Here is a 13,548-nt window from a genome sequence, read left to right as displayed (position 1 = left end):
TGTTCTGAATGACGTTTTGCCCACGCATACGAAAATTGACATTAAACTAGCACGACCTTCGATAACTTTACACAGTTGGCGCAAATTGTGTCGATTTGCCATCTTTTCGACAACATAGGCAATCTCCTACAGCTGGCACCAACTGCGAGCTACAAGCCCTAAGCTAAAGGCTTCAAGCCAATTCACTTGCCGCTTGCGGCTTGAAACTAACAGCTCGCCGCTAGGCGTCCACCATCGCCATCGCTTCTTCGACATCCACCGCCACTAATCGCGAACAACCTGGCTCGTGCATCGTCACACCCATCAGCTGATCAGCCATTTCCATGGCGATCTTGTTGTGAGTGATATAGATGAACTGCACGGTCTGGGACATTTCTTTCACCAGTCGTGCGTAGCGTCCAACGTTAGCGTCATCCAGCGGTGCGTCAACTTCGTCGAGCATGCAGAACGGCGCCGGGTTCAACTTGAAGATGGCAAATACCAGGGCCAATGCGGTCAGGGCCTTTTCGCCACCGGACAACAAATGGATGGTGCTGTTCTTCTTGCCCGGAGGCCGCGCCATGATCGTTACCCCTGTATCGAGTAGATCTTCGCCTGTCAGTTCCAAGTAAGCGCTGCCACCACCGAAAACTTTTGGGAATAAGGCCTGTAAACCGCCATTAATCTGATCAAAGGTATCTTTGAAGCGGTTACGGGTTTCCTTGTCGATCTTGCGGATCACGTTTTCGAGGGTGTCCAGGGCTTCCACCAAATCGGCGTTCTGGGCGTCCAGATAACGTTTGCGCTCGGACTGCTGCTGGTATTCGTCGATAGCCGCAAGGTTGATCGCGCCCAGACGTTGAATGCGTGCTGCAATCCGTTCGAGTTCTTCTTCGGCGTCTTTTTCGTTGGCCTGGGCGGTCAGGGTGTTGAGCACGCCGTGCAGGTCGTAGCCATCTTCCAGCAACTGGTCTTGCAGGGTTTTGCGGCGCACGGTCAGGGCTTGCCATTCCATGCGCTGTTGTTCGAGTTGGCCGCGGATCAGCTGGGACTGCTGCTCGGCCTGGGTGCGGCGTTTTTCGGCGTCGCGCAGTTCGCGGTCGGCGTCTTCGAGGGCGATCTGCGCGGTCTTGAGTTCTTCGTCGACGGTCATGCGCTTGTCGAGCAACTCTTCGAGCTTGAGCCGCAACTCTTCCAGTGGGGCTTCGCCCTCCTCCAGGTTGAGGCTCAATTGCTCGCGCTTTTCGGTCAGGCGTTCGGACTGCATCTCCAGGCGCTCAAGGGCCTGGCGCGTGGAATCGTGCTGGGCCTTGAGTGAACCCAAGCGTACTGCCAACTGATGCGCGTGATCCTTGTGCTGGCGCGCCTCCTGACGTACACGGTCGAGGCGCTCGCGCAGGCTGTCGCGCTGGGCCAGCAGCAGTTCGCGCTGCTCGGTGTCGAGGGCCATGCTGTCGAGGGCTTCCTGCAACTGCAGGCGGGCTTCGCCAATCTGTTCGTGTTCGAGGGCGCGCTGCTCGCCCATCTCCGCCACTTCCTCGTCGAGACGGGTGCGGCGCAGGGTCAGTTGCTCGGCCTTGGCCTTGCTCGCCGACAGCTGGGCTTTCAATTCGCCTTGCTGGCGCGCTTCGTCCTGCAACAGGCGGCGCAAGTGTTCGCGGCCGGTCTCTTGCTGGCGCTGGGTAGCGCGCAGGGTTTGCAGTTCGGTTTCCAGGCTTTCGAGGGTCGCTTCGCGCTCTTCACGCTCGGCGCTCAGGTTGACGATTTCCTGGCCTCGGGCCAACACGCCGCTTTGCGCTTCGCTGGCGCGGCGAACGCGCAGGAAGTGTCGGCCGACCCAAAAGCCGTCGCGGCTGATCAGGCTCTCGCCAGCGGCCAGTTGACCGCGCTGGGCCAGGGCCTGCTCCAGAGAATCCACCGGTTTGACCTGGCCCAGCCAGGGCGACAGGTCACTCGCCGACTCGACCTTGTCCAGCAAGCTGCCCGGTACTCGGGTGCCATCGGCCGCCGGGCTGAGCAAGCGCAAATCACCCTGGGAAAAACCGGCCAGGTCAAAACCGCCAAAATCGTCCACCAGCACCGCTTGCAGGTCGGCACCTAGCACGGTTTCCACCGCCAGCTCCCAGCCGGCTTCAACCTTCAAGCCCTCAGCCAGACGCGGGCGCTCGGCCAAATGCTGATCACGCAGCCATTCGGCAGTGCCGGTGCCAGGGTCCAGCGCGGCTTGCTGCAAGGCTTCGAGGGAGGCCAGCCGGCCGTTAAGCCGCTGCAAATCACCCTGGGCCGTTTGCTGTGCCTGGGTCGCCTGTTGCAGTTGCTGACGCAATTGCTCCAGGCGCTCCACTTGTTGTTCTTCGCTGGCCTCCAGTTCTTCCAGCGTCATTTCGCTTTCAGCCAGCTTCTCACTCAGTTCCATGATCGCCGCGTCTTCCGGGTCGGCAGCGAGCAACACACGCTCTTCCTGCAGACGACGCTGACGCTCGGCCAAGCGCTCCATGCTGGTTTCCAGCTGCTGGATGCGCGACTGCTGCACCTCGGCCTGGCGGCGCGGCTCCGCGGATTGCAGGTTGAAGGCGTCCCACTGCTCCTGCCAACCGTGCATGGTGGTTTCGGATTCTTCGAGGGTGGCGGCGGCTTCTTCGGCGGCGGCGCTGGTGACTTCCTGCTCGGGGGTGAGCATGTCCAGTTCCTCGCCGAGGGTCAGCAGCAAGGTGCGGTCATGGCCCAGGTGGGACTCGGTCTCCAGGCGCGCACGCTCGGCTTCTTTCAAGTCGTCCTGCAACTGGCGCAGACGCTGCTGGCCGTGCTGGATGCTCTGTTCGACCCGGGCGATATCGCCGCCAACCGAATAGAAGCGCCCCTGCACCAGATTGAAGCGCTCGGACAGGTCATGGTGACCGTCGCGCAGGCGCTCGATGCTCGCGTCGGCATTGCGTTGCTCGGCCACCAGCGCTTCAAAGCTGATTTCCTGGGTGCCGATGATCGCTTCGCGCTGGCCCACCTGCTCGTTCAGCGCCTGCCAGCGCAGGGCCGAGAGTTGCGCCTTGAGTTGGCGTTCTTCGCCCTTGTATTCCTGATACTTCTCGGCGGCCTGGGCCTGGCGGTGCAGGCGCTCCAACTGGCGCTCCAGCTCGTCGCGCAGGTCGGTCAGGCGGGCGAGGTTTTCATGGGTGCGGCGGATGCGGTTTTCGGTCTCGCGACGGCGCTCTTTGTACTTGGAGATGCCGGCCGCTTCTTCGATAAAGTTACGCAGGTCTTCAGGCTTGGCTTCGATCAGCTTGGAGATCATGCCCTGCTCAATGATCGAGTAGCTGCGCGGGCCCAGGCCAGTGCCGAGGAAGATATCGGTAATGTCACGGCGCCGGCACTTGGTGCCGTTGAGGAAGTAGCTGTTCTGGCTGTCGCGCGTAACTTTGCGGCGAATGGAAATTTCCGCGTAGGCCGCGTACTCGCCGACCAGCGTGCCGTCGGAGTTGTCGAATACCAGCTCGATGCTGGCCTGGCTCACCGGCTTGCGGCTGGTGGAGCCGTTGAAGATGACGTCGGTCATCGACTCGCCACGCAGGTTTTTTGCCGAGCTCTCGCCCATCACCCAGCGTACGGCGTCGATGATGTTCGACTTGCCGCAGCCATTGGGCCCCACCACTGCCGCCATGTTACTGGGGAAGTTCACCGTGGTCGGGTCGACGAAGGATTTGAACCCCGCCAGTTTGATGCACTTGAGCCGCACGCTTAGGCGTCCGCCAACGCAGCGATCACCAGCGAGCAACTGCGCTGGCCGTAAGCCGACAACACCAGGCGAATCTGCACCAAGTCACGGGCCAGCACGGCGGCGAGCAATTGCTCGAACAGCGCCAGGTACTCGCTCATTTCCGCCTTGCGCTGATCCAGTGCCAGGTAATAGGCGCGGTTCATCGCCGGCTGCAGGTTCTCGACGGTTTCCTGTAAATACGGGTTGTTGGCGAAGGGGTACGCGGCGCGCATCACATTGAAGCTTTCTTCGACGAAGGCGCGGATGTCCTGGCGTTCGAAATTGGTTACCAGGCGCTGCTGGATCTGCACGAACGGCGCCATGTCGGCCTGGGTCTGCCAGCCTTGGGCAACCGCATTGCCGAGCAGGATGTACAGCTCGCCCATCAATGTGCACAGGCTCTGCACCTTGTGCGCGGTGAGTTCGGTGACGTGGGCGCCACGGCGCGGGAGGATCGCGATCAGGTGGCGACGTTCGAGGATCAGCAAGGCTTCACGCACGGACCCACGGCTGACATTAAGTGCCAGCGTGACCTTCTGTTCCTGGATCCGCTCCCCAGGCTTGAGATCGCCGCGAATGATACGTTCGGCGAGGTGATGAGCGATTTGCTCGGCGAGACTGTCCGGCGCCTTGAACGTCATGTTTTCCCTTCAAAATCTTCTATCGATACAAGCGCGGCAGTGTAGCGCATTGGCCCGCTGATGGCGCTACGCCCACCTTTCAGAATTTGGCATGAAATAAGCAGCATTGAAAACCCAGAAGCCCCCAAAAACGCCGGTTCCAGAAGACTGGACCATAATTGAAAGTGTTGCGATCGCAATTTCTTGACCTTCTGGTCAGAAAATCGTTGACCGAAAAGTCAGACATGACTAGATTCGGCGCAAAGCGGTTAACAACAATAATGAGTCTGCGAGGCCTTCCGTGATCCAGTTTTTACTTAACCAGGAACTCCGTAGCGAGCACGACCTGGACCCCAACCTGACCGTGCTCAACTATTTGCGCGAGCACCTGGGCAAATCCGGTACCAAGGAAGGCTGCGCCAGCGGCGATTGCGGTGCGTGCACCGTGGTGGTCGGCGAGCTGCACACCGACGCCCACGGCGCGGAGCAGATTCGTTACCGCAGCCTCAATTCGTGCCTGACCTTTGTGTCTTCATTGCACGGCAAACAATTGATCAGCGTCGAAGACCTCAAGCACCAGGGCCAACTGCACAGCGTGCAACAGGCCATGGTCGAGTGCCACGGCTCGCAATGCGGCTTTTGCACCCCCGGTTTTGTGATGTCGCTGTTTGCCCTGCAAAAGAACAGCGACGGCCCCGACAGCCAGAAGGCCCACGAAGCCCTCGCCGGCAACCTGTGCCGCTGTACCGGTTATCGCCCGATTCTCGCCGCCGCCGAACAGGCCTGCTGCAACAAACCGCAGGACCAGTTCGACAGCCGTGAGGCCCAAACCATCGCCCGCCTCAAAGCCATCGCGCCGACCCAAACCGGTGAACTCAACAGCGGCGACAAGCGCTGCCTGGTGCCCCTGACCGTCGCCGACCTGGCCGACCTCTACGACGCCTACCCGCAAGCCCGCCTGCTCGCCGGCGGCACCGACCTGGCGCTGGAAGTCACCCAGTTCCACCGCACGCTGCCAGTGATGATCTACGTCGGCAATATCGAAGCAATGAAGCGCATCGAAGACTTCGACGACCGCCTGGAAATAGGCGCCGCCACCCCCCTCTCCGATTGCTACGCCGCGCTGCACCACGAATACCCGGACTTCGGCGAACTGCTGCACCGCTTCGCCTCGCTGCAAATCCGCAACCAGGGCACCCTCGGCGGCAATATCGGCAACGCCTCGCCGATCGGGGATTCGCCGCCGTTGCTGATCGCTCTCGGTGCGCAGATCGTGCTGTGCAAAGGCACGACACGTCGCACCCTGGCACTGGAAGACTACTTCATCGACTACCGCGTCACCGCCCGCCAGGACAGCGAATTTATCGAAACAATCATCGTGCCCAAGGGCCACGCATTGTTTCGCGCGTACAAGGTTTCCAAACGCCTGGACGATGATATTTCCGCCGTCTGCGCCGCCTTCAATCTGAAGATCGACAACGGTGTGATCAGCGATGCCCGCGTCGCGTTCGGCGGCATGGCCGCCATCCCGAAACGCGCAAAAAATTGCGAAACCGTACTGATCGGTGCCACCTGGAGTTCCGCCACTGTGGAGAAAGCCTGCGCCGCTCTGGCCGAGGATTTCACGCCGTTGTCGGACTTCCGCGCCAGCAAGGAATACCGCCTGCTCAGCGCGCAAAACCTGCTGCGCAAATACTTCATCGAACTGCAAACGCCGCACATCGAGACTCGGGTGACCGCTTATGTCTAATCATCACGCCGTGGTAAAAACCCAGGCCGAACTGGCCGAGTTGTTTGCCCAGGACCTGACCTCCGGCGTCGGCCGCAGCGTCAAGCACGACAGCGCCGCCAAGCACGTGTCCGGCGAAGCGCAGTACATCGATGACCGCCTGGAATTCCCCAACCAATTGCACCTGTACGCGCGCATGTCCGACCGCGCCCACGCGAAAATCCTCAGCATCGACACCGCGCCCTGCTACGCCTTCGACGGCGTGCGCATCGTCATCACCCACGAAGACGTGCCGGGCCTAAAAGACATCGGCCCGCTACTGCCCGGCGACCCGTTGCTGGCGATCGACACCGTACAATTCGTCGGCCAAGTGGTGCTGGCAGTGGCCGCCCGCGACCTGGAAACCGCACGTAAAGCGGCGATGGCGGCGGTAATCGAATACGAAGACCTGGAGCCGGTGCTGGACGTGGTCGAGGCTTTGCGCAAAAAGCATTTCGTGCTCGACAGCCACACCCATCAGCGCGGTGACTCGGCCGGCGCACTGGCGACCGCGAAAAACCGTATCCAGGGCACGCTGCATATCGGTGGCCAGGAACACTTCTACCTGGAAACCCAGATCTCCTCGGTGATGCCCACCGAAGACGGCGGCATGATCGTCTACTGCTCCACGCAAAACCCCACCGAAGTGCAGAAACTGGTGGCCGAAGTGCTTGACGTGTCGATGAACAAAATCGTCGTCGACATGCGCCGCATGGGCGGTGGTTTTGGCGGCAAGGAAACCCAGGCCGCCAGCCCGGCATGCCTGTGTGCAGTGGTCGCACGCCTCACCGGGCAGCCGACCAAGATGCGCCTGCCGCGCGTCGAAGACATGCTGATGACCGGCAAGCGCCACCCCTTCTATATCGAGTACGACGTGGGCTTCGACGACAGCGGTCGCCTGCACGGTATTAATCTGGAACTGGCGGGCAACTGCGGCTGCTCGCCGGACCTGTCGAACTCGATTGTCGACCGTGCGATGTTCCACTCCGACAACGCGTATTACCTCGGCGACGCCACCGTCAACGGCCACCGCTGCAAGACCAACACCGCGTCCAACACCGCGTATCGAGGCTTCGGCGGCCCGCAAGGCATGGTCGCCATCGAGGAAGTGATGGACGCCATCGCCCGCCATCTGGCCCTCGACCCGCTGGCCGTGCGCAAGGCCAACTACTACGGCAAGACCGAACGCAACGTCACCCACTATTACCAGACCGTCGAGCACAACATGCTCGAAGAAATGACGGCCGAGCTGGAAGCCAGCAGCCAATACGCCGAGCGCCGCGAAGCGATCCGCCGTTACAACGCCCACAGCCCGATCCTGAAAAAAGGCCTGGCGCTGACCCCGGTGAAATTCGGTATTTCATTCACCGCAAGCTTCCTCAACCAGGCCGGTGCGCTGATCCACATCTACACCGACGGCAGCATCCACCTGAACCACGGCGGCACCGAGATGGGCCAGGGTTTGAACACCAAAGTCGCGCAAGTGGTGGCCGAAGTGTTCCAGGTGGAAATCGACCGCGTGCAGATCACCGCCACCAACACCGACAAGGTGCCCAACACCTCGCCAACCGCCGCTTCCAGCGGGGCCGACTTGAACGGCAAGGCCGCGCAGAACGCCGCCGAAACCATCAAGCAGCGTCTGGTGGAATTTGCCGCGCGCAAGTATGACGTGAGTGAAGCCGACGTCGAATTTCACAACGGCCATGTGCGTGTGCGCGACCAGATCCTGACCTTTGAAGCCTTGATCCAGCAGGCCTATTTCGCCCAGGTCTCGCTGTCGAGCACCGGGTTCTACAAGACCCCGAAAATCTTCTACGACCGCAGCCAGTCGCGTGGCCGACCGTTCTATTACTTCGCGTTCGGCGCGGCCTGTTGCGAAGTGATCGTCGACACCCTCACCGGCGAATACAAAATGCTGCGCACCGACATCCTCCACGACGTGGGCGCCTCGCTGAACCCGGCTATCGACATTGGGCAGGTGGAAGGCGGCTTTATCCAGGGCATGGGCTGGCTGACCATGGAAGAGCTGGTGTGGAACAACAAGGGCAAGCTGATGACCAACGGCCCGGCCAGCTACAAGATTCCGGCCGTGGCCGACATGCCCCTGGACCTGCGCGTGAAGCTGGTGGAAAACCGTAAGAATCCGGAAGACACGGTGTTCCATTCCAAGGCCGTGGGTGAGCCGCCGTTCATGCTTGGCATCGCTTCGTGGTGTGCAATCAAGGATGCCGTGGCGAGCCTGGGCGACTATCGCCACCAGCCGAAAATCGATGCGCCGGCCACCCCCGAGCGGGTGTTGTGGGGGTGCGAGCAGATGCGGCAGTTGAACGCTGCGAAAGCGGTAAAAAGCGAAACGGAATTTGCCGACTGATCGCTGATCGTTCCCACGCCCTGCGTGGGAATGCCGCCATGGACGCTCTGCGTCCGCTCTTGTGACGCAGAGCGTCACGGTATGCATTCCCACGCAGAGCGTGGGAACGATCGTAATGTTGAGGTGACTATGAACAACTGGATCAGCGCCCTCGCCGACCTGCAGAACCAGGACGAACCCTGCGTACTGGTGACCATCATTGAGGAACTCGGCTCCACGCCGCGCAATGCAGGTTCCAAGATGGTGATCAGCGCCGCGCAGACCTTCGACACCATCGGCGGCGGGCACCTGGAATACAAGGCGATGCAGATCGCCCGGGACATGCTCGTGCGCGGCCAGCAGAATACCCATCTTGAGCGCTTCAGCCTCGGCGCGAGCCTGGGCCAGTGCTGCGGTGGCGTGACCGTGCTGCTGTTCGAACCCATGGGCCAGGTGCAGGCGCAAATCGCGGTGTTCGGCGCCGGCCATGTCGGCCGTGCGCTGGTGCCGTTGCTGGCGAGTCTGCCGTGCCGGGTGCGCTGGATCGATTCGCGCGAGCAGGAGTTTCCGGAATACATCCCCCAGGGCGTGCGTAAAATCGTCAGCGAAGAGCCGGTGGACGAAATTGCCGACCTGCCCGCGGGCAGTTATTGCATCGTCATGACTCACAATCACGCGCTGGACCTGGAACTGACCGCCGCCTTGCTCAAGCGCAATGATTTTGCCTACTTCGGCCTGATCGGCTCGAAAACCAAACGCGTCAAGTTCGAACACCGCCTGCGTGATCGCGGCTTCGACACCGCGCAATTGCAACGTATGCGCTGCCCCATGGGCCTCACCGAGGTGAAGGGCAAGTTGCCGGTGGAGATCGCCATCTCCATCGCCGGCGAAATCATTGCCACCTATAACGCGAATTTCGGCCAGCACACCGCGAGCGCCGAACCCATTGCCAAACTGCTGCCGGTGTCACGCCGCAGCCAAGCTATCAATTGAGACCATCATGCCTCTGACTCGCAAAGCCTACCGTGCCGCCATCCTGCACAGCATCGCCGACCCCGCTGAAGTGGGCATCGAAGCCTCCTACGAGTATTTCGAAGACGGCCTGCTGGTGATCGACAACGGCCAGATCAGCGCGCTGGGCCACGCCAGTGACCTGCTGCCGACCTTGCCCGCCGATATCGACGTCACCCATTACCAGGACGCGTTGATCACCCCCGGCCTGATCGACACCCATATCCACCTGCCACAAACCGGCATGGTCGGCGCGTATGGCGAGCAGTTGCTGGACTGGCTCAACACTTACACCTTCCCGTGCGAAAGCCAGTTCGCCGAAAAGGCCCACGCCGAGGAAGTCGCGGACATTTTCATCAAGGAACTGCTGCGCAACGGCACCACCACCGCGCTGGTGTTCGGCAGCGTGCATCCGCAGTCAGTGACTGCGTTTTTTGAAGCGGCCGAAAAACTCGACCTGCGCATGATCGCAGGCAAAGTGATGATGGACCGCAACGCGCCGGACTACCTCACCGACACAGCCGAATCCGGCTACCAGGAAAGCAAGGCGCTGATCGAGCGCTGGCACGGTAAAGGCCGCCTGCACTATGCGGTCACCCCGCGTTTCGCCCCGACCAGCACACCGGAGCAATTGACGTTGGCCGGGCAACTGCTGGGCGAATACCCGGACCTGTACATGCAGACGCACATCAGTGAAAACAAGCAGGAAGTCGAATGGGTGAAGGCGTTGTTCCCGGAGCGCAGCGGCTACCTGGATGTGTACGACCACTACAAGCTGCTGGGCGAACGCTCGGTATTTGCCCACGGTGTGCACCTGTGTGATGACGAGTGCGCGCGGTTGGCGGAGACGGGCTCGGCGGTGGCGTTCTGCCCGACGTCGAACCTGTTCCTCGGCAGCGGGCTGTTCAACCTGCCGATGGCCGAGAAGCACAAGTTGAACGTGGGCCTGGGCACCGACGTGGGCGGCGGCACCAGCTTCTCGTTGTTGCAGACCCTGAACGAAGCCTACAAGGTCATGCAGTTGCAGGGTGCGCGGTTGAGCCCGTTCAAATCGTTGTACCTGGCCACCCTTGGCGGCGCTCGGGCACTGCGTTTGGAGGACAAGATCGGCACGTTGCAGCCGGGCACGGATGCGGACTTTTTGGTGCTGGATTACAACGCTACGCCGCTGCTCAGCTATCGCTTGAAGCAGGCGAATAACATTGCCGAGACGTTGTTTGTATTGATGACGCTGGGTGATGACCGGACGGTGTTGCAGACGTATGCAGCGGGCCAGCTGGTGCACCAGCGCTGATTTAGCAGCCTGACCGTTCCCACGCGCAGCAAAGGAATGCCACCCAGGACGCTCCGCGTCCCGCTGTTGGCGCAAGGCTCAGGTTTTACGCGATGGTGACGCGGAGCGTCACGGGATGCATTCCTTTGCTGCGCGTGGGAACGATCAGGTTCAAAGTTTGACCGAAGAACGCCCAGGCTTCTTGGTCTGCAACAAGTGCGAGAACACCGCGTGCAAATCATCCGACGCGCTTTCCTCATCGAGGTTGAGCTTGCTGTCGATGTGATCCATATGATGCATCATCAGGTTCACCGCCAGCGCCGCGTCCCGTGCTTCGATCGCATCGATCAATTGGGTGTGTTCATCGTAGGAACAATGCGAGCGGTTGCCGCTTTCGTACTGGGCGATGATCAACGAGGTCTGGGACACCAGGCTGCGCTGGAAGCTGATCAACGGTGCGTTTTTCGCCGCTTCGGCCAGCTTCAGGTGGAACTCGCCGGAGAGACGGATACCGGCACCCCGGTCACCCCGCGAAAAGCTGTCGCGCTCGTCGTTGACCATCTGGCGCAACTCGCTCAATTGCTCGGCCGTGGCATGTTGCACGGCCAACTCGGTAATCGCCCGCTCCACCAGACGCCGGGCCAGGAACACCTGACGCGCTTCTTCAACGCTTGGGCTGGCGACAACCGCACCGCGATTGGGCCGCAGCAGCACCACGCCTTCATGGGCCAGGCGCGACAGCGCGCGGCGAATGATGGTGCGGCTGACGCCGAAGATTTCGCCCAGTGCCTCTTCACTCAATTTGGTACCGGGCGCCAGGCGTTGTTCGAGGATCGCCTCGAAGATATGCGCATAGACGATATCGTCCTGGGTTCCGCTGCGACCGACCTTGCCGGCTCGCGGTTGTTTCTTGAGAGGTTGCAACTGTTCGTTCATGGGCACTCGGGTTTGGAGAACGGCGGCGAATTAACGGTAATACGGCAACTTTACGGTAATACGGCAACAGCGGGTCGCTGGCAAGTATCACCTAAAAACAGGGCACATTGTACACAACCCAATGCGCCAACACACTGTACGGCTGTTTACGGCCCCGGCTGTATTGCAATGAGTCGTTACGTTTGAGTTTAGGCTTGAATCCGCGCCTTCACCGGCAAACACCCAGGTAAAAGGAACACCTCCCCATGACCGACGCCACCCAAGCGCGCTTGCGCCCGTTGGCCGACACCTCTGCGTCAGCCGTCGTCGCCGGCTTCATCGCCATGATGACCGGCTACACCAGCTCCCTGGTGCTGATGTTCCAGGCCGGCCAGGCTGCGGGCTTGACCACGGCGCAGATTTCATCCTGGATCTGGGCTATTTCCATCGGCATGGCGGTGTGCAGCATCGGCCTGTCCTTGCGCTATCGCACGCCGATCACCATTGCCTGGTCGACCCCGGGCGCTGCGCTGTTGATCACAAGCCTGGGCGGCGTGAGTTATGGCGAAGCGATTGGCGCCTACATCACCTGTGCGGTGCTGGTGACGATCTGCGGGATGACCGGCAGCTTTGAAAGGCTGGTCAAGCGCATTCCCGCGTCGCTGGCCGCAGCATTGCTGGCGGGGATTCTGTTCAAGATCGGCAGCGAGATCTTCGTCGCCGCGCAGCATCGCACCAGCCTGGTACTGGGGATGTTTTTCACTTACCTGATCATCAAGCGCCTGTCGCCGCGTTATGCGGTACTGGCCGCGCTGGTGATCGGCACCCTGCTGTCGGGGCTGATGGGGCTGCTGGATTTCAGCGGCTTTCACCTGGAAGTGGCCACGCCAGTGTGGACCACCCCGCACTTCTCATTGGCCGCGACCATCAGCATCGGCATCCCGCTGTTCGTGGTGGCAATGACCTCGCAGAATATGCCCGGCGTCGCCGTGCTGCGCGCCGACGGCTACAACGTGCCCGCTTCGCCGCTGATCACCGCGACCGGCCTGGCATCCCTGGTGCTGGCGCCGTTCGGCTCCCACGGCATCAATCTGGCGGCGATCAGTGCAGCAATCTGCACCGGGCCGCATGCCCACGAAGACCGTAACAAGCGCTATACGGCGGCTGTGTGGTGCGGTGTGTTCTACGGGATTGCCGGGGTGTTCGGCGCGACCTTGGCGGCACTGTTCGCAGCCTTGCCCAAGGAACTGGTGCTGTCGATTGCGGCGTTGGCGTTGTTTGGCTCGATCATCAATGGCCTGAGCATCGCCATGAATGAGCCGAAGGAACGGGAAGCGGCGCTGATCACCTTTATGGTCACAGCGTCGGGGTTGACGTTGTTCTCCATCGGGTCGGCGTTCTGGGGGATTGTGGCGGGGGTGTTGACGCTGCTGATCCTGAACTGGCGCAACGCATAAAAAAACGGCGACCCGAGGGTCGCCGTTTTTTTCAGTATCACTTAGCCGCGTTGATCGGCTTTTCCGGATACCAAACGTCCAGCAGCGGGCTGACTTCAGCCTTGGTCAGCTCGGAACGGGTTTTCAGCCAGGCTTCAACAGCAGCACGCTGCTCTTCGGATACCGAGCCGCGCTTCTGCAAGCAAACCAGACCGTAGTCATCGCCGCCGACATAGCCCAGACCATTGGCTTCCATGGCTTCTTTAATGAACGCTTCGAGGAAAGCGTCGATAGCCTTTTCACTCAGGCCTTCATTGAAGTCCAGGTTCAGTTCGAAACCCAGCTCTTGAAATTCATCAACGCACAGTTTTTTGCGCAGACGCTGGGAACGGTTAGTCGCCATTGGAACAATCCTCATAAGTAATATCGGGCGGCACTTTAGCAG

9 protein-coding genes are annotated in these 13,548 nt (G+C 60.9%); 5 read left to right on the top strand and 4 right to left on the bottom strand.

Annotated elements, in window-relative coordinates:
- Positions 1–220: 220 nt before the first annotated feature.
- A complete protein-coding gene (smc, locus tag ACR52_RS03625) occupies positions 221–3,709 on the bottom strand; it encodes a chromosome segregation protein SMC (RefSeq protein ID WP_048720612.1) in 3,489 nt (1,162 codons plus the stop codon).
- A 2-nt stretch (positions 3,710–3,711) separates the two neighbouring features.
- A complete protein-coding gene (locus ACR52_RS03620) occupies positions 3,712–4,371 on the bottom strand; it encodes a GntR family transcriptional regulator (protein WP_048720610.1) in 660 nt (219 codons plus the stop codon).
- A 280-nt stretch (positions 4,372–4,651) separates the two neighbouring features.
- On the opposite strand from ACR52_RS03620, the gene xdhA reads away from it, so the two are divergent.
- The 4 genes from xdhA (at position 4,652) to guaD (ending at position 10,773) form a co-directional block, all read left to right on the top strand.
- On the top strand, positions 4,652–6,100 hold the full coding sequence (gene xdhA / locus ACR52_RS03615; protein WP_048720609.1) for a xanthine dehydrogenase small subunit: 1,449 nt from the start codon (positions 4,652–4,654) through the stop codon (positions 6,098–6,100).
- Positions 6,093–8,489 (top strand): xanthine dehydrogenase molybdopterin binding subunit, encoded by a 2,397-nt coding sequence (gene xdhB / locus ACR52_RS03610; RefSeq protein WP_048720607.1) that lies wholly within the window; start codon positions 6,093–6,095, stop codon positions 8,487–8,489. The genes xdhA and xdhB overlap by 8 nt, the downstream gene beginning before the upstream one ends.
- A gap of 129 nt (positions 8,490–8,618) precedes the next feature.
- A complete protein-coding gene (gene xdhC / locus ACR52_RS03605; protein WP_048720606.1) occupies positions 8,619–9,461 on the top strand; it encodes a xanthine dehydrogenase accessory protein XdhC in 843 nt (280 codons plus the stop codon).
- A gap of 7 nt (positions 9,462–9,468) precedes the next feature.
- Positions 9,469–10,773, top strand: coding sequence for a guanine deaminase (gene guaD / locus ACR52_RS03600; RefSeq protein WP_048720604.1), 1,305 nt, complete (start codon positions 9,469–9,471; stop codon positions 10,771–10,773).
- 150 nt (positions 10,774–10,923) lie between these two features.
- Here the strand turns inward: guaD and ACR52_RS03595 are convergent, their stop codons facing one another.
- Positions 10,924–11,688, bottom strand: a complete 765-nt coding sequence (locus ACR52_RS03595; protein ID WP_048720603.1) for a GntR family transcriptional regulator — start codon at positions 11,686–11,688, stop codon at positions 10,924–10,926.
- A gap of 245 nt (positions 11,689–11,933) precedes the next feature.
- On the opposite strand from ACR52_RS03595, the gene ACR52_RS03590 reads away from it, so the two are divergent.
- Positions 11,934–13,124 carry a benzoate/H(+) symporter BenE family transporter gene (locus tag ACR52_RS03590; RefSeq protein ID WP_048720601.1) on the top strand — a complete coding sequence of 397 codons (1,191 nt, stop codon included), beginning with the start codon at positions 11,934–11,936 and terminating at the stop codon, positions 13,122–13,124.
- 37 nt (positions 13,125–13,161) lie between these two features.
- On the opposite strand, the gene ACR52_RS03585 is transcribed toward ACR52_RS03590, so the two are convergent.
- A complete protein-coding gene (locus ACR52_RS03585; protein ID WP_048720600.1) occupies positions 13,162–13,506 on the bottom strand; it encodes a YggL family protein in 345 nt (114 codons plus the stop codon).
- Between the last annotated feature and the right edge of the window lie 42 nt (positions 13,507–13,548).

This window comes from Pseudomonas fildesensis, from assembly GCF_001050345.1.
Lineage (GTDB): Bacteria > Pseudomonadota > Gammaproteobacteria > Pseudomonadales > Pseudomonadaceae > Aquipseudomonas > Aquipseudomonas fildesensis.
This window is presented reverse-complemented; position numbering and strand designations above follow the sequence as displayed.

Bases quoted from the DNA above. Each gene is read 5' to 3' on its own strand.
- ACR52_RS03590 (WP_048720601.1), top strand. From the start codon at position 11,934: ATGACCGACGCCACCCAAGCGCGCTTGCGCCCGTTGGCCGACACCTCT.
- ACR52_RS03595 (WP_048720603.1), bottom strand. From the start codon at position 11,688: ATGAACGAACAGTTGCAACCTCTCAAGAAACAACCGCGAGCCGGCAAG.
- xdhC (WP_048720606.1), top strand. From the start codon at position 8,619: ATGAACAACTGGATCAGCGCCCTCGCCGACCTGCAGAACCAGGACGAA.
- xdhB (WP_048720607.1), top strand. From the start codon at position 6,093: ATGTCTAATCATCACGCCGTGGTAAAAACCCAGGCCGAACTGGCCGAG.
- ACR52_RS03620 (WP_048720610.1), bottom strand. From the start codon at position 4,371: ATGACGTTCAAGGCGCCGGACAGTCTCGCCGAGCAAATCGCTCATCAC.
- ACR52_RS03585 (WP_048720600.1), bottom strand. From the start codon at position 13,506: ATGGCGACTAACCGTTCCCAGCGTCTGCGCAAAAAACTGTGCGTTGAT.
- guaD (WP_048720604.1), top strand. From the start codon at position 9,469: ATGCCTCTGACTCGCAAAGCCTACCGTGCCGCCATCCTGCACAGCATC.